Here is a 23,506-nt window from a genome sequence, read left to right on the forward strand (position 1 = left end):
CGTGGTGGGGTCCCAGCAGCTCAACGGTTCAGCAGCTGGCCCCGGCAAGCTTGTAGAGGTGAATCGCGTTACCGTCGGCAAACACGTCTGTGAACGTTCCGCCAGGTGCCCGGATCGTCCGGCCTTCACCGATGGCTTCAACACTTCCTTGCAGATCGCATGAGACCCTGAATTCCGTCTCCTGCTTCGCTGCCTGTGCCGAACCAGCCAAGATGTACAAGTCATGGCCGACAGACTTGACCACCGCGTTCGTCGGGCCATTGACGGCCACTGCTCCTTCAAGAATGGGGGCGTTGATGACCGCAGCGAGATTGGCCACCTCCATGTTGATCGCCGAAAGATCGTTGCCCAGCTCGGTTCCGCAGTCCCGCAACACATGCTGGGACTGGCACGTTCCGCCGAAGCTGTGGTTGAAGTACACAATGCCCCGAGCCCCGGCGATGATGCTCTGCCACACCGCCGCACGGATCTCCTGGATGGCAATCGGGCGAGAGCCGTTGGCGAAAGGCAGCCCGATTTCAACGAATCCCCACACGGGCTTGCGAGCTTCGGGATCCATCAGGTTACGGATTCTTTCGACCGTCCACCCGTAGTTGGCGGCGAGACGGCATTCTTCCGCGGTCATGTCCCGCGGCGTCTCAAATCGTCTTCCCCCCTCATGCTGGCTGCAGATATTCGGGTCCGTAAACCAGTAGTTGTCGGCCGAGACTATATCGGCATAGGAATTGACGAACTTCTTCCCGGGTTCATCCGGATCCCAGAACGTCACCCCTTTGCCGAAGTTCGCGTAGACAGCCAAGCCTTGTGGCGCCTTGGCCAGGGATTGCTCCATCACGGTGTAACCGCAGCGACTCTCTTCCGGTTCGCACACGGGGGCTTCCCCCGGCCAGGCCCCGGTCCAGAGACCGTCGCCGGATTTGGCCCACATGTCCACTTCATCAGGCAGCACGAATCCGTTCTGTTCTTCTGTGGGAAGGCTGGACAGAACATACATGTCTTGGTTCCGGGCCAAGGAAGTGTCCGAGTCCGGAGTGACTTCAACATAGGTGTTGATTCCGAACGACTTGTCGGCTTGGACCCCCGCGACGTCGGTCAGGCTCTCATGCCAAAGAGCCAGCGGAAAGAACCCGGTGTCATCGGGCAGTCCATTCGTGAACTGCGAATAGTAATCGGCGCCTCCGTCGATGGCCCGCTGATCATCCTGCAGCGAAGATACGTTCCCGGCAGCCGTGCTGCAGCCGGACAGGGCCAGCAGGCCGGCCGAAAGGAGCAGCACTGGCTTCCAGACGGCGGCTGCCTTCTGCGTTCGCTTGTAGTCCATATCTCGCCTTTCGTGAATCAGTTGCGGTTAGGGCCAGCCGAGCTTTCGCCGGGTCAAGTCGTAGGCAAATCCAACACCCACAATGGTGAGGAATCCAAAGAGCAACAGGGCCCATTTGGTCCGCGGCATGATGGTCTGCGGCACAACTTCTTCCGGATACGTATCGGTGAGAATATAGGCACTTTCGATGATCTTCATATCCGCTTGAGGTTGTGCAGCCAAAGCCACGATTTCGTCGGTCATGACATTGAGCTTCTGCAATGCCGCCTCGTTAGTGTCTGCGACCACTTCGACGCTGATGATTGCGTCGGTCATGTACGTTTGCCATTGGCCTCCCGCGTTCGGGACGTACACAGCTGAACCAGAGGAGATACCGGTTCCATAAATTGGCGCCGACACAGTTTGGATGGCGTCCAGCCCGTGCACCCCGTCATAGCTGTGCTCAACCATGGTGGCGAACGGAATCAGGTCCCGAGCATCGGATCTCAGTGAATTGCCGCCCACCGAGGAAGCCGGCGGAAGGAAAACAACGTCGCGTTGGGCCCAGACAATGCCCGGAGTCGACTTGATTGCCATGGCAACGGGCGCCGCAATGAGCAGTACCAGCATCGCCGCTACCGTTGCCAGCAGATGCGCCCGATGCTTTGATACGGAAACCACGGGGATCATGATCCTGTTATAGGTGTTCTCCTCGCCGACCAGCCTCACGTACGCCGCCGCCAATCCAAGCACCAAGAAGAGGACTCCGGGCGCTTGGGGGAAGGACAACGCATCAAAAAACGCCATGAGCGACGCACCGACCGTGATCGAGGCTGCCAGGCCCACGCCCACATGGCTTTCCAATGTACTCATTTTTGCCTTGCGCACCGCGAAGAGGCAGTAGACGGAGGTCAGCAGCAGGCCGAGGAAACACAGGATGCCCACGATGCCGATTTCGAGCAGCAACTGGAGCAGCTGGTTATCCAAGATGCGGTAGGAAGGAAGAAATGTTCCAAACCCGCGGCCAAACCACGGATGGATCTCAAAGATCTCGAAGGCGACGCCGTAGCTATCGGTGCGTGAGTTGACGCTTGAATCCACGGCGGAGAACATGTCCCCGATCGTCCGAATCAGCTGCGGGAACGCGACCGCGGCAGCGCCCATCCCGGCAATCATCGACGCAATGGCAATGCGCCGCACTTTGCTGTCCCAGAACGGAAACATCGCTACGAACCCCAGCACCAGGCCGATGAGCGCCGATCGAGTCAAAGAAATCAAGGCGGTGAGTACCAATAGCATGACAGGAACGAGTCGGCGGATCACCCGGCGCGTCTGGTCTCCCACGCACAAGGCCAATGCAAGCGGCAAGATGCTCGTGATCACCGAGGCGAATTCCAATGCGTGCCTGGCAGTGCCTCGCGGGCGCATGTACCCGCCGCGCATGTCGATACCACCGTCGCTGCTGGCCAGCCCTGGGGTCGGTATCCTGTCGATGAGCACCGTCCCGGTGGCGAACTGGTAGACGCCCAGCAAGGCCACCAGCGCACCGGCAAAGACCAATCGTCGGATCAGGACCATGAGCCGGTCGAAACTCGGGATGCCGTCGGCCGCGACGAAAAACACACCGGCATAGCTGGCTAGCTTGATCAGCCCCGTATCGGCGGCGTTTCGATCCATCATGGGGACGGTCATGGTTGCGGCGACCACCTCGCTGGCCAAGACCGCAATGCAGAACAAGGTGAAGGCGATAACTACCGGGTTGGGGAATCGCGCTCGTGTTGACCGTCGGGCGCGGAACCACAGCCACCAGACCAGAAGTCCAATGGAAAAAACGACCGATGGCGTGCCTGATCCGCCCAGTTGTGCAACCACCCGGTCGCTGGGAATCAGGAACATCAGCGCAACATAGATGCTTAGCCCGGTCACTGCATCCGACTTGACGCTGGTTCGCGTCGTTTTGACGGGCGTGTTCGCTGGTGCTGGAAGCGCAATCGTCAGCATCAGTTAGAACCCGTTGAAGGCTTTCAGGCTGCGGACCTGCAGAATCGATGCGTCGGTCGAACGCGGGCTGTCAGAGTCGCTGCCGTCCGGCACCTCACCCGTCGCCGGCCCAGGCAACTGGCTGTCGTCCCCGGTTTGGTCGTTTTCGAGCCGTGAATTCCTCCTTTTATCTGAGCGCCTGCGCCGAGACGTTTTATCCCCGCCCTGATCGTTGGCGCGCTTGGCGCTGCGTCGTGCCAGCAACTTGTCGACGGCGGCGGCGAGCAGCAACGTACCCACACCACCGGCTCCCGCTGCGACTGCCATGAGCTGCAGCTGCTTCTTGTTTTCTTCCTCAGGCTCAGCGTCCTTGGCGAGTGTCATGATGCCGATTTGCGCGTTCGCTTGGACTTCCAGTTGGTCTTGAAGCCCCACAAGGGTCTTCGGCACCTGGGCTACTACTTGGTCCAGCAACGCCATGGTTGCGTCGGCTTCAGGTGCCACGGTGGTGATGTTGATGATCGGGCCAGTGGTTGTCGCGTCCTGTTCCAACGCGTATCCATAACCTTCCTGCTCCCCGACCAAGGCTTTCTGGGATTCCGCAGAGTTCATGCTGATCACCAAGACGTTCAGCGCCTGCCCCAGCCCGCCGAGGTAGAGATACGGATTGTCTCCGTCCACTACAGATTTTTCCGGCGGCAGCAGTATGACTGTGGCCTGCGCCTGGTAGGTGACCGGCGTGACTGCATAGGCCCCGTAGACCATGCCTGCTGTCGCCAGCAATCCCGCGAGTACGATGTACCATCGGTGGATTAAGCTGCGCAGCATGTCGTTAACAAACATGTTTCCCCCAAAAATTTGCCGCCACGGCGGCACCCCCATGCCACACGATCCCCAATTATCGGTGGCGTGGCCGAACGAACGATGTCCGTCGGCTTACTCGAGTCTACGTGCCGGTGAGCACGCAGTCATCAATATCGGCCAAAAGTTGCTGTGCTCGTCGTTCCCAAGTGTGCTGCTCAGCGATCTGGCGCCGTTCCTGCCGTTCGGCAGGCTCAAGGCCCGTGGCCACTGCCTGGCCCAGCAAATCCACGAACTCGCGGGTGGATTCTGCGATCAAGACGTGTTCGGTGGCCAACCATTTCGATGACGGCAGGTTCGTGGAAATGACAGGAAGTCCCGCGGCCAGGTAGTCCAGCGTCTTCAAGGGAAAACTTGCCTGGTTGAATTCATTGTTGGCATATGGGGTGATGCCGACCCGGCAATGGGAAAGAAATTCTGCAATCTGCTCGGACGGGATCTGGCCTACCCACTGGACCCCGTCGGACGCGAGAAATTCTTCCATCCGTGCCCTCCATGCCGGGTCGTTGCCCCGGAGCGGACCGGCGATTCGCAGGGCGATTCCGGCGTCCCGGATTGCTTCCAGCAGATTCAAATCCAACCTGTCATTGAGCTGCCCAACGAGACCGGCGGCAGGCTGGCCGGCATCGGGAAGCAGGTCCTGGAGCCTGCAGCCATTGGGCAGTAGCGTAGCACCGCACGAGGGATCCAGCTGGGTTAGCTCCTGGACCAACGTCGGAGACACGGCGAATACGGCATCGGCTTCGACCAGATTCGCGCGCAACCTCTTGATGACGCTGCCCACAGGCAATCCCATCAGCTGTTCACCGGCGATCCAATCATCGGTGACGTAAAGGATCTTGATGCCATCCAGATCCTTGGGAAAGGATGCCGTGGCCGAGGCATTGATGATCACCGGCTTCTCCGCGCTCTGCGCCCGCACGAACGTGCGGATCCTGTGCAGCGGAAGCAGATCATACAGGTTGCGCAGGATTGCGAAGCGCACTCCGCCCGGAACCTGAGTCCGGATTCTAGTCACCGAATTCTCCAGTTGGTCGACCACCACCGGTTTCAGCGACACACCCCTGCCTTCGGACACCGAGGAACGGATGGTCCTCGGAGGATCCACCCACAGTACCGAGGCCTCTCGGGACAAGGCGCTGGCCAGCATGTGGTCCGTGCCCTTCAGATCATCCCAGAATGTCCCGGGGACAAAAACGACGACGCGCTGCCGGGCACCCGGATGCTGGCTGCGCTCCACCAGTAGCTTGCGCGAATTGAAGTCGTCCATGACGACCTTCCGCTGCACCTTCTGGATGGCGCGTTCGGCGAGGTAGCCACCGAAGAATACGCCGGCGCGCACGGCCTCGGACCAGGAAGCCCGTCGGCGGTCGAGCGCTGAAGTGTAGATGCCCTCCATAGTGGATGCAGCAGCTTGAAGCGAATAGCGTTCCTCCACCAGACGGCGGCCGAAGTCCCCCAACCGGCGTCGCAAGGGCTCGTCGTCGAGGATCCGCGCGAGTTCTTCGGCCAGTACCGCTTCGCCGCGCTCGGCGCCCTCCCCGACTCCGTACCATCCCTGCCACTCGAAGTCCTTGAGCGTGGTTTCATCCAGGAGTTTCCAATAGCCGTTTTCCCCCTGGACCACCAGCGGCTTGGCGAAGCTCAGCGACTTCAGCGCCGACCCGCCCATTCCCAGCATGATGTCCGCCGCCGCATAAGCCCCACGCGGATCTGACATCTGGCCACACATGATGATGGTGCCCGGACGGGCCTCGTTGGCCGCGGCGGCTTGCGCGGCAACCAGATCTTCGGCTGATCCGTCGCCCACGATGGCCAACGACACATTCCGGTGCTCTGCGAGCTTGCCGACGTGGGTAATCGCCGCGAGGATTCCTTCCAGTTTCAGCTCCGGAACCAGCCGGGAGACAACCACGAGCAGCAGGTTGTCATCCGGAATCCCGTGGGCGCGGCGGAACTGCTCGCCCAACGCCGCATCGGCCCGGTTTTCTCGGGTATCGATGGGCGGTTCGAGCAGCGAGACCTGCGAGTAGCCCTTCTTGCGCCGCTCGTCCCTGATTTGTTCGGTGCCTACAGTCAGCGCCATGTCGCGCGGGATGAAGTCGGCGACCGCCATGGACATGACGGTCGATACGCTGGTTTTCCCTTCCAGCCCTTGCACGGCCAGCCTGCATTCGAGCGAGGGAGGCCATTCGAATCCATGCAGCACATCCAGCTGGCGCTCAACGGCCAGCCTTCTCAGGTCGGCAACGATTGCCGGCGTGGGCCGGAAACGCGGGCGCGGGGAAGCGATGAACTCCAGACCGCGTTCCTTGATGCGTTCGACCAGCGGCCCGGGCCACCCGTAAACGATGACTTCATGCCCTTCGGCCTGAAGCTGGGATGCAATGTCGATGGCATTGAGCTGGCTTCCGCCCATGTCCAGGTCATGAGGGTAAAGAAGGATTCTCATGCTGGCACCGTCGTTTCGTCATTTCGCGAGATGTTGCGGATCGTTGCGATTTCACCGCGTTGCTGCCAAAGCAGCAATCCCAAGATCAATAAGGTAAAGAGCCCGCCCAAGGCCAAGGCAGCCAGCGGATGGATATCCAGTTCGCCGGCAAAGTAGCAGACCAGGCTGGTGGCCAATCCACCGAGCGCTGGGCGCCAAAACGCCTTGAGCAGGAAGAGGAAATGCACTCCCAGATTGCGAAGCTGCCCCAGGTAAATGGGAAGAATAATGGCAAACCACACCAGCGTCTGCGCGGCGGCCAGGCCAACGATGCCGCCCAGCTCTGCGCCGATCCACAACGCCGGTACCAGCAGCACCAGCCCGATGAACTGCACCGTGAAGACCACGGAGGTCCGGCCGGCAACCACCAGGTAGTCATAGACCAGTTCGCAGAAGACCCTGGCCAGCGCGGCGATCACGAGCCACATGAGCACCGCGGCCGCAGGCATCCAGACCTCGCCGTAGATCAGCTGAACCAGAGGTTCGGCGGCGCCGGCCAGAGCGGTGAACACCGGGATGCTCACGCTGGCGACCAGTGCGAACAGGCCCCGCAGGGTGTTTTGCGAGCGCTGCGGATCATGCTGCACGGCGGCGAAGACCGCCGGCGCGACCCGCCGCAGCGGCTGGGACACAATGTTCAGCGGCCAACTGGACAGGTTGAAAGCCAGCACGTAAAAACCCAGGGCGATGGTCCCCAGCAGGGCACCGGCCATGAGCTGGTCCGCGTAGCCAACTAGGAACACCACGATGCTGGATCCTGCCAGCGGTAGCCCGAACTTCAGCAGTGCAGAGGCCTTCTGCCGGTCGAACCCCAGGCGAAAGCGAATCGGGGAAGCTGCAAGGAACATGATGCCGGACAGCACGCTGCCCACCAGCCGGCCGATGGCCAGCGCCATGGCGCCCATCCCCATCAAGGCCAGAACGATTGACACGAGGGCGCCGACCCAGACGTTCACCTGGTCGATGACCATGCGCGGTCGCTCCAGAAACGAGCGCTGCAGCAGTGCCGCGGGACCTGCCACCGCGCCATTGACCAGCACGGACAAGATCAGCAGCCGGACCACCTGCGTGGCCTCAGGGTCCCCCATCAGCGAGGTGAACTGCGGCGCCGCGAGCCACGCCAGTGCGCAGAACACGGAGCTTCCGATTAGCGACAGTGTATTGACCGTCGGGAAAATCAGCGCAGGATCGCTCGGCCAACGCACGATGGCCAGGGACACCCCGAGCTCGTTGAAGCTCAAGACAGCCATCAACGCCACCAATGCAATGGCGAAGGTGCCGAACTGCTCGGGCCCCAGCACGCGGGCCAGCACGATGCCGATACCCAGCGTTCCGAGCCGTGAAATGAGCGTATTGGCCAAGCTCCAGCCGAAAGCTCCACCGGCCGAAGGGCCAGAAGCCTTGGCGGGCTTTCCTGACTCAAGCCGGTGTTGCGCCATGGCTAGAGGACCTGCTTAAGTATCTGAACCACCCGTTGCTGCTGTTCCTCGGTAATGTGCGGGTACAGAGGCAGCGACAGGATGCGCCCGGCGGCCTGCTCTGCGACGGGGAAGGACCCCGCGCCGTAGCCCAGGTGCTCAAAGGCGCCGGTCAGGTGCACCGGTTCCGGGTAGTGGATGCCCGCCCCGATGCCTGCCTCGTTCAGCTCGGCCAGCACGCGGTCGCGCTCCTCGACCTGGATGACGTACAAATGCCAGACGTCCTCATTGCCCTCCGCCTGCCGCGGCAGGACCACGCCAGGAACATCCGCCAGCAGCTTGGCGTATCGTGCGGCGGCTTCGCGGCGAAGCTGGTTCCAGCCGGCCAGCCGCTCCAGCTTGGCGCTGAGCACCACGGCCTGCACCGCATCCAGCCGGGAGTTGCGGCCCACTGCCTCGTGGACGTACTTCACGCGGCTGCCGTGGGCCGACAGCAGGCGAACCCGTTCGGCAAGCTCTGCATCGTTGGTAAGGACCGCGCCGGCGTCGCCGGCCGCGCCCAGATTCTTGCCCGGGTAGAAGCTGGTGCCGGCAATGTGGCCCAGGGTTCCGGCGGTACGGCCGAAACGGGTGGCGCCCTGCGACTGCGCGGCGTCCTCGATGATCACGGCGCCGCAGGCGGCGGCGATGGGTTCCAGCTCTTCCACGAAGGCGGTCTGGCCGTACAGATGCACTGGGATGATCGCCTTGGTCTTCTCGGTGACCGCTTCGGCCACGGCCAGCGGGTCGATGAGCAGATGCTGGGGGTCCACGTCCACCGGAACCACGGTGGCTCCGGTCAGGCTCACGGCCTCGGCCGTGGCCACGAAGGTATTGGCCGGGATGATGACCTCATCCCCCGGGCCCACACCGGCGGCGCGCAGCGCGAGCTCCAGCGCGTCGGTGCCGTTGCCCACCCCGATGCAGTGTCCGGCGCCGAGGAAACCCGCATAGGCCTGTTCGAAGTCGCTCACCGCGGCGCCGCCGATGAATGCGGTGTTCTCGAAGATCTTGGCGAGGCCGGCATTAACCTGTTCCTGGACTTCGCGCTGCTGCGCCTTCAGGTCGACCAGTGGAATGGGTGCGTGGGTCGTCAGCGAGTTGTTGGTCATCGAGTGGCTTCTTTCAGGCTTGCGTTCAAAAGTTTTTCAGTGTGCGGGGCCGGGTGCGGCCCGGCGTTTCCCGTGCCCAGCGGTCGGGCCGGATTTCCGGCCCAGGTCTGTTCCGCCGGCAGGTTGGCGATCAGCGCCGCGGCCATGCCGAGCACTGCGCCGCGGCCGATGCTGAGGTTTTCGCGGACCGTGCTGTTGGTGCCCAGGTAGGCTTCGCTGCCAACGTGCACGGTGCCGGCCAGGGCGGCGCCGGCGGCCAGCGTGGCGAAGTCCTCCAGGACATCATCATGGGTGAGTACCACCCGCGGCATCAAGACCACGTGGCGGCCAATGCGCACGTCGCAGGTGGCCACGGTGCCGGCCAGGACGATGCTGCCGGCGCCCACGCTGACGCTGCCGCCCAGCACCGCGTGGGCGCTGATGTGCGTTGCGTAGCGTTCCTCGGGCAGGCCCAGGCGCCGGGCGATGGCCGCCCGCGAGGCGCCCTTCCCGGCGCACAGCAGCAGCTGTTCGCCCCGCTGCGCCGCGAGCTGCAGGCCGCCCAGCACCGGCACCCCGTTCACGCGGGTGCCGTGCAGGTCCGCGTTGTCGTCCAGGATGCCGGACACCTCGTGGTCGCCGGTCTGGCGGATGGATTCAAGAGCCTCCCTGGCCAGCCCGCTGGCGGCCACGAGCAGAACCTGGGCCATGCTATGCTCCGGCGCTGGTCAGTACGCTGGCCGAGAGCACGCTGGCGATCACGCGGTCCTGTTCCGCTTCGCTCAGGTCGTGGTACAGCGGCAGGATCAGCGTGTTTGCGGTCAGCCGTTCGGTCACCGGCAGCGGGATCGTGTACCCGGAATGCCCGGCGTAGGCCGGCTGCAGGTGCGAGGCCATGATGCCGCGGCGGGCGGAGATCCCGTCCTCGGCCAGCTTGGCCAGCAGCTGTTCGCGGTCCAGCGGGAACGGGTGGCCCACCTCAACCCAGAATGACTGGTAGTTGGAGGTCCCGTACTCCGGGTCCTGCACGCAGCGCAGCCCCGGTACCCCGGCCAGCGCCTGCTGGTAGCGTGCCGCCAGTTCCCTGCGGCGCTCCACCATCCGTTCAAGCTTGGAAAGCTGTACCAGCCCCACGGCGGCCTGCATGTCGGTCATCCGGAAGTTGAAGCCGATTTCCCCGTAGCTTTCCTGCGGGGCCAGCGTGGACCCATGCCGGTCCGCGGCGGAGACATCCATGGCGTGCTCACGCAGGCGGCGGGCGCGCTGCGCCCACTGCTCGTTGTTCGTGGTGAGCATGCCGCCTTCGCCGGTGGTGAGCAGCTTGCGCGGGTGGAAGGACCACGCCGACACGTCGGCACCGGCACCGACGGGCGCACCGCGGTAGGTGGATCCCGCGCCGCAGGCCGCGTCCTCGACCAGTGCCAGGCCGCGCTCGTCGCAGAGCCTGCGCAAGGGCTCGAGGTCCAGCGGCATGCCGCCCTGGTCCACGGCGATGATGGCGGTGGTCTTGTCCGTGAGCGCGGCGCGGATGGTTTCCGCCGTGACGTTGCCCGTAGTTTCCTCGACGTCCGCGAAGACCGGACGCGCCCCCAGATAGGTCGGGGCGTTGGCCGTGGCGATGAATGAGAATGATGGGACTACCACGTCATCCCCTGCCTGCACGCCGGCGACCTTCAGGGCCAGGTGCAGTGCGGTGGTGCAGTTCGAGGCCGCTACCGCATGCCCCGCCTGCTGGTGCTCGGCAAATGCCTGTTCAAATGCTGCGGTGCGCGGGCCTTGTGCGACCCATCCCGAGGCGATGACCTCTGCTACCGCGTCGGATTCGGCCGTCCCCAGCCATGGCTTCATGACGCTGATGCGATCCATGATTCTTCCCCCAAGAAATCGTTGTTCGCGTGTTGATCCACAAATGTAGTGCGTACGCGCTGTTTTGCCTAGTGGCTTGCGGCGACCGGCTTCTTCAGCAGGCGGCCGGCGGCGACTTCCTCGCGCAGCGGTTCCCACCAGGTCACCAGCCGGCGCAGGCCTTCTTCCAGTCCCACGGTTGATTCGAAACCGAGGTCGCGGCGGGCAGCGCTGGTGTCCGCCAAGCGACGTACCACCGAGTTCACTGCGCGTTCCGGACCATATTCAATGTGCGAATCCGAGCCCATGACCTTCAGCAGGGTTTCGGCCAGCTGCTTGAGGCTGGTTTCCGTGCCGCTGGCCACGTTGTAGACGCCTTCGCGGATCGGGCTGGCGGCGGCGAGCAGGTTTGCGCGCGCAATGTCCTCGGAGAACACGAAGTCCATGGTCTGCGAGCCGTCGCCGAAGATCAGCGGCGGCAGCCCGTCGGCAATACGTTCCATCCAGCGCACCAGCACCTCGGTGTAGGCGCCGTGCACGTCCATGCGCGGTCCGTAGACGTTGAAGTAGCGCAGGAGCGTGTAGTCCAACCCGTACATGGCGTGGAAGCTCTTGAGCAGGCCCTCGTTGAAGGTCTTGGCCGCGCCGTACAGGGTGTCATTGTTGTACGGGTGGTGGCGTTCGGTGGTCGGGAACTGCTCGGCCATGCCGTAGACAGAGGCGCTGGAGGCGGCAACGACCTTCGGGATCTTGGCCTCTACGGCTGCTTCGATGACGTTGTAGGTTCCGTTGACCATGACATCCACCGCCAGCCGAGGCTCCTCGGCGCACTGGGTGATGCGGATGGCGGCCTGGTGGAATACCACGTCCTTGCCCTGGGTGACCTCGCGGACCAGTTCGCGGTCGGCGATGTCGCCCTCGATCAGGTTGACCCGGCCGCTGGCCAGTGCCTCGGTGATGTTGCCGCGGCGTCCGCGGACCAGGTTGTCCAGGATGTCCACCTGGTCGGCGCCGGCGGCCAGCAGCTGGTCGACGATTTCCGAACCGATGGTCCCTGCACCGCCGGTGACCAGGAATTTCTTGCCTTCAAGGCGTGCCAGTGGCTGAGTCATGATGCGTTCTCCATTGCGGAAGTTTCGGTGTTGTACTGCGGTGAGGATCCGTTGGCCAGGCTTGCGCTGGCATCTTCCAGGACGCGCAGGACGCGCAGTGCGGATTCACCGTCGGTGGGTGCGGGCTGGTTGCCGCGGATGCTGGCTGCGAACTGCGAGACCATGAGTCCCAGCGGTTCGAATTCGGACAGGGCCGGAGACCAGGTGTCCCCGAGCCGGTAGGAAATCGTGGCGCCCTTGCGGTCCTCGGAATCGGTGCGGATCAATTCCTGGCGGTCCAGGTCCACGCCGCGGTCGAAGATGCTCAAGCGCTGCTGCGGGTTCAAGTCGTCCCAGATCAGGGTCTTCTTGCTGCCGCCGATCACCATCTGGCGGATCTTGGTCGGCGAAAGCCAGTTGACGTTCACGTGGGCCAGTGCGCCGTTTTCCAGCGGCATGCTCAGGTAGCCGATGCAGGACTTGCCGGCCTGCAGCGGGTCCGCGCCCTGCGCGGTGACGGACAGCGGGCGCAGCCCGCCTGGAAGCACGAAGTCCAGGATGGACAGGTCGTGCGGGGCGAGATCCCAGAACACATCGACGTCGGGCTGGACCAGTCCGAGGTTGATGCGGGTCGAATCGATGTAGAGGATTTCCCCCAGCTCGCCGTCGGCCAGCAGGTCGCGGATCTTCAGCACGGCCGGCGTGTAGCAGTACGTGTGGTCGGCCATCAGGATGGTTCCGGCGTCGGCCGCGGCCTGCACCATTTCGCGTCCGTGCACGCTGTTGTCCGCCAACGGCTTTTCGACCACCACGTGCTTGCCGGCGGCGATCGCCTGCATGGCGATGGCGTAATGCGTCCTTGCCGGCGTGGCAATTGCGATGGCGTCGATCTCGTAGTTTTCCAGGAGCTCATCCAAGGATCCTGCCACTGCAGGCTCTCCGGTCTTGCGGGCCAGTGCCCGGGCGCGGTCGAGGTCCATGTCGCAGATGGCGACAAGTTCCCATTCACTGCTCATTGCAAAGTTTCGCGCCAGGTTAGGTCCCCAGTATCCTGCACCGACCACCGCGACTCGCAGTGCGGGGTTGATGCTTGTATCTGGTGCGATGCTCATTTAGTAGGCTCCATCCGGTTTGATCATGACTTTAAAGGTGCGCCATACGATGCGCAGGTCGCTCAGGACCGTCCAGTTCTCCGCGTAGTACAGGTCCAGGCGGATGCTTTCGGTCCAGTCCAGGTTGGACCGTCCGCTGACCTGCCACAGTCCGGTGACGCCTGGCTTCAGGTAAAGGCGACGGTGGTCGTGTCCCGTATAGCTTTCGACTTCCTTGAACAGCGGCGGCCGCGGACCGACCACCGACATGTCGCCACGCAGGACGTTCAGGAACTGCGGCAGCTCGTCGAGCGAGTGCTTGCGCAGCAGGCGACCGATACGGGTCACGCGGGGGTCGTCCTTGAGCTTGAATAGAGGTCCAGCTCCTTCGTTCTGGGCTTCCAGCTCCGCCAGCCGCTCCTCGGCGTTTTCCACCATTGAGCGGAACTTGAGCATGTAGAACGGTTGCCCGTCTAGTCCTGCGCGTTCCTGCTTGTAGAAGATCTTGCCCGGGCCATCCATCCGAATGAGCAGGGCAATGATGAGGAATACCGGGGACAAGCCCAGCAGCGCCAGCGAGGCGAAAACGATGTCAAACCCGCGCTTGAGCCAGAACCTCCACCCGGTGAACCGGGCCAGTTCGACATGCAGCAGCGGCATCCCGTCAACAGGGCTGGTCCGCACGCGCCGGCTGGCCACGTTGGTCAGCGAGGAAACAACGATGAGCTTGGTACCGGTCTTTTCCAGACGCCATCCGAGTTCCTGCAGCGCGGTATTTCCACCTGCCAAAGGACCGGCGACCACGACGGAGTCTGCCCCGTAGCGGTTGACTTCATCCTCAATGGCTCCGGATTCATAGGACAGCGGGAGCGTCGGGTCCACGGCCCGCAGGGCCTGCTCGGAGTCTGCGTCCTTGTCTCCATCCAAGAGCACGCCGACTACGCGGTAGGCGGGACCGGACTGCTTGGAAATCTGGCGAACGACGTAGGGTGCGTCCTTGATCTGTCCATAGACCAGAACGTTGCTCAACGCGAAGCCGCGTTTGCGTTGCCGTGACAACCACTGGCGCCAACCCCAACGCCCCAGAAGCAGCGCTCCGAGACCGACTGGCAAACTCAGCAGGATGAACAACTTGTAGTCCAGGTTTCCTGTGATGATCGCGATCAACCCGATGCCTCCGGCAACCGCCGCGGTTGCGTAGACCAGGAATTTGTATTCCTGCATTCCTACGGCAATCCGGCCGGCGGCCCGGGTTTGAAAAAAGACCAAACTGAGAATCCAGGCCACCGCGACAATGGCTCCGGTCAGGGCAAAGTGCTGCGACAACTGTTGCGCGGCTGGATCCATCTGGCCTCCGGCCAGAACGAAAACTTCCGGCAGGACACTCGCTGCGGCGATGATGATGAAGTCCGTGATCGCCAAGCGACGGACGTAACGTCGCCCGTCGACTGCGGCAGTGGATGCTACACCCGAACCTGCTGTCCTGGTTGAGCTGAACAGCTTGGATGATCCAAAGTCATTGCTTTCAAGGCGTCCGCTAAGCTGCGACATGACCGAACCCCGCGACCTGCGAAGATTCCGTTGCGCGGGTGCAGGCGCGTGAAAGCCCCCCAAAAATAAACATCTTGTGCAATCCCCCAAAATGATGCAAATTCCCCAATTGAGAGCCGCTTCCCCTTGCGTTATCCCGCAACTCTCGTTACTTCGAGCTTATGATGCGAGTTACTTGGTGGCACGAGTGGCCGATCACTCGAATTCTGAGAATAAACTCTGAGAACATACTCGACCGATACCTAGGCGATACCTAGGGAGCACCTGCACCGCAAACGACAAAACAGGCCCCATACCAACGATCGGGGGAGATCCGGTATGAAGCCTGTTTCGTATAAGGGGCGAACGGTTGCGCTGGGGGGTAATCCTTGCGGATTCGCTAACCGCCGCCCCGTCTATGGGAAGGAGTCCTCAGGGATATTAACCACGTGCATGGTCCCCAGTTCTCTCGTGGACAGTACGGAATCCATGGATCCCGCGCCGCTCCCTAACAATAGAGACTACTTAGGCTCCACCGGCCTGCACACGCGTGTTTCTTACTTCAAGATTGCTTGAAACCCGTAGTCAGCTTACTGGACTGTCCCAAAATCAAGTTCCGCAACAACTAGTTCCGAACGCTCGGAAATACCAAGCTTTGAGAAAACCCTGTAGAGATGGCCCTCGACGGTACGTTGCGAAACGGTCAGCACTCGAGCGATTTGCGCATTGTTTTTCCCGGACAATGCCAGCTGGACAATCTCCGCTTCCCGAGCGGTCAGCTCGGTCAGCGCGAGTGCACGTGCAACGTATTTGTTCGGATTAATCCGGTGCTCGTTAACTACCCGCGATGCCTGGCGAAGCAGTGTGCCGCAAGTCCGCGAGTCCCCCGCTTCCGAGTACCGCACCGCCGCACGAGCCAGAGCTTCGACGCCAATCAGTACTTCTTGGCTTCGGAACGCTTTCTGTGCAAGCTCTTCCAGCGGTTGGGGCTCGCTCCTGGCGCGGTATTTACTCAGTTGCAGCAACAATTGCGACTTCGTGCCTTCATGGTCGCTGCAAAGCTCCATCAAGCGTTTGAGGTCCTTGCTGCCGGCCAGCTCGTCGTCTGACAGATGCGAAACCCTTTGGGCAAGTGCCATTCGCTCGAAAACAGGGAAGTCTTTGAGCTTCTCGTTGCCTTTCGGCCTGCCAATCGTCGCGGCCGACCCCCTGGCAAAAACTCGCTGGTGCGACGGAGTCTCACCCAGGAGGCCTGGGTACTGAGAAGGGGATTCGAACACGACGAAGGATGAACCTGTGCCGAGGCCTCCTCCATATTGGCGTGCCATGGCGTGCAGGTTCCGTGCGCACACCAGCACCTGGGCGGGATCGCCGAACCGTAGTTCGGCGACTGCTTCCGCGAACCTCCGAACGGCTAACTGGCTGCGCCCCTGCAGCAGATCAGCAAGCCCCATGAGCAGGATGACCACACCTTGGTGCTGTACGCCAAAACGTTTTCCGCCGTACCGATAGGTGTCAAGAAGCTGCTGAGCCCTATGATTCTCCCCCATTTGCAGCAGATTCCATCCCTGTAGGAACAGCAACCGGGTTTCATACAGCGTCCGGGCCTTCGGATCGTCGGAGATCAGCGCGATGGCATCCTGCGCGATAGCCAGTGCTTGTTCGGAGCGTCCGGCCATGCTTTCGGCATCGCAATACATCAGCCGGGCGATGATCTGGCCTTCATCGGGAAATTCGGGGTCATTAATGATCCGCTCGAATTCTTCTGCCGCGGGGAATTGCGCGTTGACCGAGTTCACCCGCTTCCACAGGTCCAGCAGCTGCTGCGCATACTGCTGATCCGCCACGGCCTTCGCCGATTCAGTATCGGCTGGAAGATTCAAGACCCATTCCCGCCACTGCTGGATGTAGTCGCGCATCAGGGGCAAGTTGTTGCCTAGGTGGGTGACAACCACCAGTAGCTGGCTAAAGGCCAAGGTCAGTAGGTGCGGCTCCTTGGCCGCTCCGACGAACTTCAACAGGATGTTTCGCGCAGACTCGAACCGTCCCAGGCCGAGCAGCACGTCTGCCTCGAACAATGCTCCCTGGCCGCTGGAATGGGCAAGTTTTCCAGCCCGGCAAAGCTCCCAAGCCAACGAATAATCGCCCTCATCTAAGGCGGAAGTTGCGGCTTCCAGGATCTGCTCGGTCGTAAAGACCTGTCCCAGTTCCAACCCCCAAAGCATATGGGAAGCCGACTGCTCGACTCCCAACGTATTCGTGCACTGCTGCCATGACTGGTACAGCTGGGCACTTCGCTGCGATGGAATCATCAACCGAAGCACTTTGCGGTGCAGCTCGGAGGCCAGTGCCACAGTGCCGTCCGGCGTTTCGACCAGCTGGCCGGCGTCGGTCATCCGCCGGTACTCGAAACGGCCGCAATCGAGGATCCGCTTGGATGCCGGCCCTCCCAGAGCCAGGAGTTCCATGGTGCGCCGCTCGTCGTCGGTGCTCAATCGTTGGATTTCACTGACGAGGTCAGTGAGCCGCGAGTCGGCACCGATGCCGTCTTGGATCAAGATCCAAATCCCCTGAGGTGCACTGGGGCCGTAATCCAGTTCCTTGTCTTGGACCAGCAGTCCCTGCTCCAAACTGGAAGCAATCAGGGCCTCCACGAAGCTTGGATTCCCGCCGGACAGCCGGTGGATCGTCCCAGCTGAGATTTCACAAAGGATCCCCCCGATCATGGATTCGGCAACCGCTCGGGTTCCGGATACTTCCAATGGCTGAACAACGATCGTAGACATCAGGGGCGATTGAGCCAGCTGCCCGACAGTCGATTCTGGTTCCAGGACGCCAGTGCCCAGTGCAATCAGCTTGATCGCGGCATTCTCCATCAGGGTGGAAAGCACGAAACAGCTCTGCGCATCCAGGAAGTGGGCATCCTCAACGACAACGATCCTTGGCTGGTCGCTATCGGGAACGCTGGCCAGAACGTGGTTGATCTCCCGCAGCACCTGCACGGGTTCTTCCACTGATTCCAGGGCGTCGAGATATGGCGACAGCACGCCGTAGGGCACTGAAGCCAGTGTTGGGCTGCAGTAGAGCTTCATTGCAGGCTCGCTGAGCCCGATGCTGCCCATGACCGCGTCAACCAAACTGGTCTTGCCCATCCCCACGCCGCCAAGCACCAGGGCACCGCTCGGCTCCGGGGTGCTGACGACATGCAACAGGTCGTGGTACTCGCTGGACTTACTGCGGCTCTTGTAATCTATGGTGCTCATAGCTGTCCCGCCGCACGTCGGCTGGCACGATCCAAGGCAGTGAGTTCTTGCCGATTGCGTACCTGCAGCTTCGAATACACCTGGTACAGGTGTCCTTCGACGGTACGAATCGAAACACCATTTACTCGCGCAATTTCAAGGTTCGTTTTCCCCGAAATTGCCAGCAAGGCAATCTGCGACTCGCGCTTGGTCAACTCTCCGGCCCACGTCGGTGCGCCGGTTTTCGCAGGATCCGGGGCATCGGCCCGATTGTTATCCGCGAGGTACGCAGGGCGCTTGAGCGTACCCACGAGCTTTGCCAGCTTACGCTGGTCCTTTGTCGTCAGCGACGAAACCAGCGCATTGCCAGGGCCTGCTCCCATGAGAAGGTGACCGGCAGATACAAGGTTGCGGAGCGCTGCAAACAGGTCAGCTGGTTCGCCATGATGATGCTTCGCGAGCTCGGCGTACATTTCTGCCGTGTCTCCCTGGCATTCTGCGGCTACGGCGCCCAAACGGGAATCGTTGTCTTCATACCCCAGTCGAAGTGCGCACGCCAAGCTGCCCATCTCCAGCGTCAGGTATCCAGATGCGCGGGATCGATCGGCAATGGATACCAACTTCGAGATCGCCAGCGCTGACGATCCGATTGCGGCCAGGCTCATGGAGGAGAAGACTTCCGCTACCCAGCTGTGGAAGTTCACCAGCCCAGTGACCGAGCTTTCTTCCTGTTCTTGTGCCAGAAGTTCTGCAGCTTCGGTCCGCCGTCCCAACCCCATCAGGGCGTGCGAAACTACGGCTTCCATTGCAACCCTGTCTGCGGATTCCCCCTGCTGAAGCGCTTGCCAGAGGCAGGGTTCAAGAATCTTCAGCGCACGTTCATGATCGCTCTGTAAGGCGAACAGAATGCCCCTATGGCTCTCTGCCCGGGCGATCAATTGCGGATTGGCGAACTTCCCGGCCGCAAGCTCAGTCGCCCTGACCAATGCCTCGGCGTACTTTCCACACAGCATTTCGGTGAGGAGCAGCTGTTCTTCTATCTCTCCCAGGTCGTCAGCGCACATACCGCCGTAAGCGGCCATGCCCAAGCGGCGAGTTCTGAGCTCATTGCCGATATGATCGACGATCGCCAGAGCGTCGGTCTGGTGCGCCCGCGCGGCGAGGTTGGTCGACTGCAAAGCCATGGCTCGCAAGTGCAGTCCCCGGGTCATCCACCCTTTCAGATGGACCGGGGTTTCATCGACAGTCTTTTCTTCCGCCCCTGCAATAGTCTCGGCTTGAGCCGAGTCAACCAGCTGGGCCAGTAACTCAAGCTCTTGCTGGGCGCGCAAAAGCCGATCCTGGGACCACGCATCGTCAATGGCTGAACGAAGATTCTCATGTGCTTCCTGCACGAGGCGCAGGGCAGCAGGAATGTCGCCCTGCAGAAGCAATACTCGGATGTGAAGCTTCAAAATGCGGATGCGGGCAAACGGTGCCTCAACCCATTTCTCGCTGGCGTACCCGTTGCGTGAATACCTTTCCGCGATTACAAGCAGCTCGGTGTTCTGACCCAGATCCGACAAAATGGACATCCCTGATAGCGCCACGGCCGTCGCAGGATCCTTGTGCAGTTGTGCCACGACTTCGTTGCAGCGGCGTTCCATGTCCGGATCAATGTTCTGCCGAAGCATCAAGCGCAGCAGCGGAATCGCGATCATAACGCGGTGATCCGCCTCCGGAACGACCTTGACATGATCCTTGGCGATCAGCTGATCCATGGCCTCGGTCTGCTCGGAACGGTGCACCATGTCTCGTGAGACTGCCCCGCCCATGGCCAGTGCATACAAAAGTACGCGTTCGGAGTCTTCCAGCCCGGAGGTCATGGAATTGAACATGGTTTGCACTGCAGCCCCATTGCCCAGATCCAGGTTCCGAAGAATCCATGTTCCGGATTCCTGGCTCAACTGCCCGTTGGAAATCCAAATCCTCGACAATTTAAGAATCAGCCCACGGTTGCTGTCGGCCAGATACTGCAACGTCGAAGCAGCAAATGCCGAGATCGGCCCTTGCAGTTCGGACTCCAGAAATGCCCGCGTCTCCAGGGTGGTCATGCGGCTGATGCTCACATGCTCCATCTGCCCGGTACGGAACAGCGAAAGGATATCCTGCGGCAAATCCTGGATTTCATCGCAGATCACAATCAGCTTGATCTTGTGCATCGCCGCAAGTTGGGCAAGCAATGACCCTGACTCTTCATCGATGAGTTCCGGCTTTCCGAGCAAGACAACAGAAGCTTTACCATCCGGGCACAAGGCCCGAGCAAGTCCATGAACAAGCTCATGCCGGCTTGGCCGTTCAGTCGTTTCAAGCTGTGCCAGCAGAAACGCCAAAACTCCCATTGGCATCTTTTGGCCGAAACTGCTGCCATTGAGCCGAATGAGTCGTTGCGGATCAATGAGTTGGCTGTGCGCCGCTTCTACGCTTGCGCGCCTGCCACTGCCCGATGGTCCTGAGACCACCGCTCCGGACTTTGCAGGATTTTCTAGAATCCTGCCGATCTCGGTAATTGCGTCAGTTGGAGTTGCGACCAACGCATTGGTCTCGCCCCAAAGCCTGCGTGAATTCCGAGTATCTTCCCCAATAAGTACTCTCGAGTACTCCATTTAAAAACCGCCCCAATCGGTTCATTCCCCAAATATGACTGCGGATGGATCCCCCGACCAATCCGCGTGCTTTCATCCTAGGCGCGCATTAGACAAAAATCACCATATTTCAGGGCGCTTCAAACGATCCAAGTATGACTACGCAAGGAATCAAGTACATGCCCCTCCATGCCTTGCAGCCAGTGCACTGCGCAGGATTACTTAGGATAACCAGTTGACTAGATGATTTATGTCAACAGTTAAGATCGAAGGCCTCCCCGTTAGTTGCACTGCGCCACGAATCCGCCGATCCCAGTAAGGTTTACTCGTTTTTTACTGGGTTACTCATCAGGTCCGCAAATTAGTCGACCATTTGACTGGCTTCACTCTTAGCCTTGAGGTAATCCGCCAGACGAACCAAGTATGCAGTGGGTTCGTACCCAGTTGCCCGAATCTTTTCCAAGCTAAAAGTGCTATTCCGGGGCCGAGGAGCAGCCATTACCACAGTGCGAGAGTATTCGGCAGCCGACGTTGGCCGTACTTGCCCAGAGTCGTGTCCGGACAGCTCGTAAATCGCCTTGGCCAAGTCAAACCAGCTGGCTGCCGGGCCTTCGTTTTGCAAGTGGTAGATCCCGCCGGGCTGCCCCGTATTGATCAAGTGCAAGATGGCGTCCGCCAAATCCTCCGCAAACGTCAACCGTCCGAACTGGTCATCGATCACTTGCGGTGAAACCCCGCTTGTCGCGAGCCTGAACATCGTGTCAACGAAGTTCTTGCCATCACCGACAACCCAGCTCGTTCGCACCACTGTATGTTCCTGGTGCGAAGAAACTGCAGCCTCACCAGCCGCCTTACTCTGGCCATAGACGCCCAGAGGCGCAATGGGATGGTCCTCAGCGACGCACTGGTCTTTCCCATCAAAGACGTAGTCAGTGGAGACATGGATCAGCTTGACGCCATGCTGTGAGCTCCGAGCTGCCATGTCCGCAACCGCCGTGGCGTTAACCCGCCAAGCGGTCTTCCGTCCTAGAGGATTCTCCGCTTCATCCACCGCCGTCATCGCCGCAGCATTAATGACATGGCTGTACGAAGCCCATGGGAAACCTTCTAGGAAGTCGGGCCGCTCCAGATCGATCTCGCCGCGGGTGAATACCTCGATCCGAGGATCTTGCTTCCCCAACTGCGCAAGGGCACGCCCCAATTGCCCGTTGCCGCCGAATACGGCAATCTTCTTCGGCAAAACCGGCTTAGCGTTGCCCAGCGATGGATGATTCCGATCCGCGTCGGAAATAATTGCTTCCTCGATAGCGATCGGCCAGTCGATTCCGAGGGCGGGATCCGCCAGATTGACGTAGCTGTACTCCGAGCGAGCTTGCTCAGTCCAGTGCTCGGTCACCAGATACGAATAAACGGTTTCGTCTTCGAGCGTCTGGAAGCCATTGGCAACTCCTCGCGGAATGAACAACGCAGAGTCCGGCCCGACAACCGCGGTATGGACTGCACCGAATCCCGGACCCGGGCGCAAATCCACCCAGGCGCCGAAAATCTTCCCGGAAAGCACAGAGATGTACTTGTCCCATGGCTCTGCATGCAACCCGCGGGTAGTCCCGCGCTCGGCATTAAACGAAACGTTGTTTTGCACCGGACGAAAGTTAGGCAGCCCAGCGCCGACCATCTTTTCACGTTGCCAGTTCTCCTTGAACCACCCGCGTGCGTCTGCATGCACGGGCAGCGTCAGTTCAAGCAGTCCTTCGATCGCGGTTGGTTGGACGTCAAGTCGCTTGGCCTCGCTCATGCCGTGGCCGCCTGCGAGGTGTTGCCCAGCTGCTGTGCATATCGGCTTTCGGTTTGCGCCTTGCTCGGCTCCCACCAGGCTTGATTGGTGCGATACCAGTCGATGGTTTGCGCCAATCCGAGCTCGATGTCCGTATACTCAGGCTCCCAGCCCAGTTCGGTACGAAGGGTCGTGGAATCGATGGCATATCTCAGATCATGGCCCGGGCGGTCGAGCACGTGATCGAATGCATCCTCCGGCTCTCCCATGAGTCGCAGGATCATTTTCAGAACCTGGATGTTGTTGCGTTCTCCGTCGGCACCAATCAAATAAGTGCGTCCGGCCTGTCCCTTCTCCACGATGCGTTGGACCGCGGACGAATGGTCCTGAACATGGATCCAGTCGCGGACGTTGGTTCCGTCGCCATAGAGCTTTGGCCTGTCACATGTCAGGACATTGGTGATCTGGCGTGGAATGAACTTTTCTACGTGCTGGAACGGACCGTAGTTGTTGGAACAATTTGAAAGCGTTGCGTTGATACCGAATGACCGCACCCAAGCGCGAACCAGGAGATCGCTTGATGCCTTGGTCGACGAGTACGGGCTTGATGGATTGTAAGGCGTGGTTTCGGTAAACCGCTGCGGATCGTCCAGAGCCAGATCTCCATACACCTCGTCCGTGGAAATATGGTGGAACCGCACGTTGTGCCGGCGTACCGCTTCAAGCAGCTCAAAGGTCCCCACAACATTGGTCCGTACGAAGACACCCGGATCGTGCAGCGAGTTGTCGTTGTGCGATTCCGCCGCGAAATGCACAACGACATCGTGCTTCGCGACCAGTTCGTCGACGAGGGCCGCGTCGGCAATATCCCCGACAACCAGCTTGACCCGGTTGTTCGGAAGGCCCTCCAGAGATAGCCGATTCGCCGCATAGGTCATCTTGTCAAGGATTGTGATGGCGCTGTCGGAGTGCTTGATCATGTGGTGGACATAGTTGACCCCAATGAATCCCGCTCCCCCAGTCACAAGGATTCTATTCATAGCCCTACGCTAACCAGCATTACGCGCGCGTTGTGCAGACCTAGAGATTTTCGAGTACGGATACGCTGACAACCAGTATTGCGTCGTTG

The 23,506-nt window shown here is 60.9% G+C and carries 15 protein-coding genes; all 15 read right to left on the reverse strand.

Annotation, left to right across the window (positions count from 1 at the left end):
• Nucleotides 1–28: 28 nt before the first annotated feature.
• Nucleotides 29–1,321 (reverse strand): hypothetical protein, encoded by a 1,293-nt coding sequence (locus IEY43_RS07035; protein ID WP_188947897.1) that lies wholly within the window; start codon nucleotides 1,319–1,321, stop codon nucleotides 29–31.
• 27 nt (nucleotides 1,322–1,348) lie between these two features.
• Nucleotides 1,349–3,301: an O-antigen ligase family protein gene (locus IEY43_RS07040; protein ID WP_188947898.1), complete on the reverse strand. Its 1,953-nt coding sequence runs from the start codon at nucleotides 3,299–3,301 to the stop codon at nucleotides 1,349–1,351.
• Nucleotides 3,302–3,304: 3 nt separating this feature from the next.
• Nucleotides 3,305–4,123 carry a hypothetical protein gene (locus IEY43_RS07045; RefSeq protein WP_188947899.1) on the reverse strand — a complete coding sequence of 273 codons (819 nt, stop codon included), beginning with the start codon at nucleotides 4,121–4,123 and terminating at the stop codon, nucleotides 3,305–3,307.
• Between the two features lie 103 nt (nucleotides 4,124–4,226).
• Complete coding sequence (locus tag IEY43_RS07050) at nucleotides 4,227–6,593, reverse strand: glycosyltransferase family 4 protein (protein ID WP_188947900.1); 2,367 nt, start codon at nucleotides 6,591–6,593, stop codon at nucleotides 4,227–4,229.
• A complete protein-coding gene (locus IEY43_RS07055) occupies nucleotides 6,590–7,993 on the reverse strand; it encodes an oligosaccharide flippase family protein (RefSeq protein ID WP_229777307.1) in 1,404 nt (467 codons plus the stop codon). Before IEY43_RS07055 ends, IEY43_RS07050 begins: the two co-directional genes overlap by 4 nt.
• Nucleotides 7,994–8,073: 80 nt before the next feature.
• Nucleotides 8,074–9,201, reverse strand: coding sequence for a DegT/DnrJ/EryC1/StrS family aminotransferase (locus tag IEY43_RS07060; protein WP_188947902.1), 1,128 nt, complete (start codon nucleotides 9,199–9,201; stop codon nucleotides 8,074–8,076).
• Nucleotides 9,198–9,890, reverse strand: a complete 693-nt coding sequence (locus IEY43_RS07065) for a NeuD/PglB/VioB family sugar acetyltransferase (RefSeq protein ID WP_188947903.1) — start codon at nucleotides 9,888–9,890, stop codon at nucleotides 9,198–9,200. Before IEY43_RS07065 ends, IEY43_RS07060 begins: the two co-directional genes overlap by 4 nt.
• A gap of 1 nt (nucleotide 9,891) precedes the next feature.
• Entirely contained in the window at nucleotides 9,892–11,046 is a 1,155-nt protein-coding gene (locus IEY43_RS07070) for a DegT/DnrJ/EryC1/StrS family aminotransferase (RefSeq protein ID WP_188947904.1), read from the reverse strand.
• A gap of 68 nt (nucleotides 11,047–11,114) precedes the next feature.
• Nucleotides 11,115–12,137, reverse strand: a complete 1,023-nt coding sequence (locus tag IEY43_RS07075) for an NAD-dependent epimerase/dehydratase family protein (protein WP_374189857.1) — start codon at nucleotides 12,135–12,137, stop codon at nucleotides 11,115–11,117.
• Nucleotides 12,134–13,228, reverse strand: a complete 1,095-nt coding sequence (locus IEY43_RS07080) for a Gfo/Idh/MocA family protein (RefSeq protein WP_188947905.1) — start codon at nucleotides 13,226–13,228, stop codon at nucleotides 12,134–12,136. Before IEY43_RS07080 ends, IEY43_RS07075 begins: the two co-directional genes overlap by 4 nt.
• Nucleotides 13,229–14,629, reverse strand: a complete 1,401-nt coding sequence (locus IEY43_RS07085; RefSeq protein WP_188947906.1) for a sugar transferase — start codon at nucleotides 14,627–14,629, stop codon at nucleotides 13,229–13,231.
• Between the two features lie 698 nt (nucleotides 14,630–15,327).
• Nucleotides 15,328–18,000, reverse strand: coding sequence for a LuxR family transcriptional regulator (locus tag IEY43_RS07090; RefSeq protein ID WP_188947907.1), 2,673 nt, complete (start codon nucleotides 17,998–18,000; stop codon nucleotides 15,328–15,330).
• On the reverse strand, nucleotides 17,997–20,624 hold the full coding sequence (locus tag IEY43_RS07095) for a helix-turn-helix transcriptional regulator (RefSeq protein WP_188947908.1): 2,628 nt from the start codon (nucleotides 20,622–20,624) through the stop codon (nucleotides 17,997–17,999). The genes IEY43_RS07090 and IEY43_RS07095 overlap by 4 nt, the downstream gene beginning before the upstream one ends.
• A gap of 340 nt (nucleotides 20,625–20,964) precedes the next feature.
• Nucleotides 20,965–22,398 (reverse strand): sugar nucleotide-binding protein, encoded by a 1,434-nt coding sequence (locus tag IEY43_RS07100; RefSeq protein WP_188947909.1) that lies wholly within the window; start codon nucleotides 22,396–22,398, stop codon nucleotides 20,965–20,967.
• Nucleotides 22,395–23,417, reverse strand: a complete 1,023-nt coding sequence (gene rfbB, locus IEY43_RS07105) for a dTDP-glucose 4,6-dehydratase (RefSeq protein ID WP_188947910.1) — start codon at nucleotides 23,415–23,417, stop codon at nucleotides 22,395–22,397. The genes IEY43_RS07100 and rfbB overlap by 4 nt, the downstream gene beginning before the upstream one ends.
• Nucleotides 23,418–23,506 lie beyond the last annotated feature (89 nt).

This window comes from Glutamicibacter protophormiae (genome assembly GCF_014647495.1).
In the GTDB taxonomy this organism is placed as follows: Bacteria; Actinomycetota; Actinomycetes; order Actinomycetales; family Micrococcaceae; genus Glutamicibacter; species Glutamicibacter protophormiae.

Bases quoted from the DNA above. Each gene is read 5' to 3' on its own strand.
- IEY43_RS07065 (WP_188947903.1), bottom strand. From the start codon at position 9,890: ATGGCCCAGGTTCTGCTCGTGGCCGCCAGCGGGCTGGCCAGGGAGGCT.
- IEY43_RS07100 (WP_188947909.1), bottom strand. From the start codon at position 22,398: ATGAGCGAGGCCAAGCGACTTGACGTCCAACCAACCGCGATCGAAGGA.
- IEY43_RS07060 (WP_188947902.1), bottom strand. From the start codon at position 9,201: ATGACCAACAACTCGCTGACGACCCACGCACCCATTCCACTGGTCGAC.
- IEY43_RS07090 (WP_188947907.1), bottom strand. From the start codon at position 18,000: ATGAGCACCATAGATTACAAGAGCCGCAGTAAGTCCAGCGAGTACCAC.
- IEY43_RS07070 (WP_188947904.1), bottom strand. From the start codon at position 11,046: ATGGATCGCATCAGCGTCATGAAGCCATGGCTGGGGACGGCCGAATCC.
- IEY43_RS07045 (WP_188947899.1), bottom strand. From the start codon at position 4,123: ATGTTTGTTAACGACATGCTGCGCAGCTTAATCCACCGATGGTACATC.
- IEY43_RS07035 (WP_188947897.1), bottom strand. From the start codon at position 1,321: ATGGACTACAAGCGAACGCAGAAGGCAGCCGCCGTCTGGAAGCCAGTG.
- IEY43_RS07080 (WP_188947905.1), bottom strand. From the start codon at position 13,228: ATGAGCATCGCACCAGATACAAGCATCAACCCCGCACTGCGAGTCGCG.
- rfbB (WP_188947910.1), bottom strand. From the start codon at position 23,417: ATGAATAGAATCCTTGTGACTGGGGGAGCGGGATTCATTGGGGTCAAC.
- IEY43_RS07075 (WP_374189857.1), bottom strand. From the start codon at position 12,137: ATGACTCAGCCACTGGCACGCCTTGAAGGCAAGAAATTCCTGGTCACC.
- IEY43_RS07050 (WP_188947900.1), bottom strand. From the start codon at position 6,593: ATGAGAATCCTTCTTTACCCTCATGACCTGGACATGGGCGGAAGCCAG.
- IEY43_RS07040 (WP_188947898.1), bottom strand. From the start codon at position 3,301: ATGCTGACGATTGCGCTTCCAGCACCAGCGAACACGCCCGTCAAAACG.
- IEY43_RS07095 (WP_188947908.1), bottom strand. From the start codon at position 20,624: ATGGAGTACTCGAGAGTACTTATTGGGGAAGATACTCGGAATTCACGC.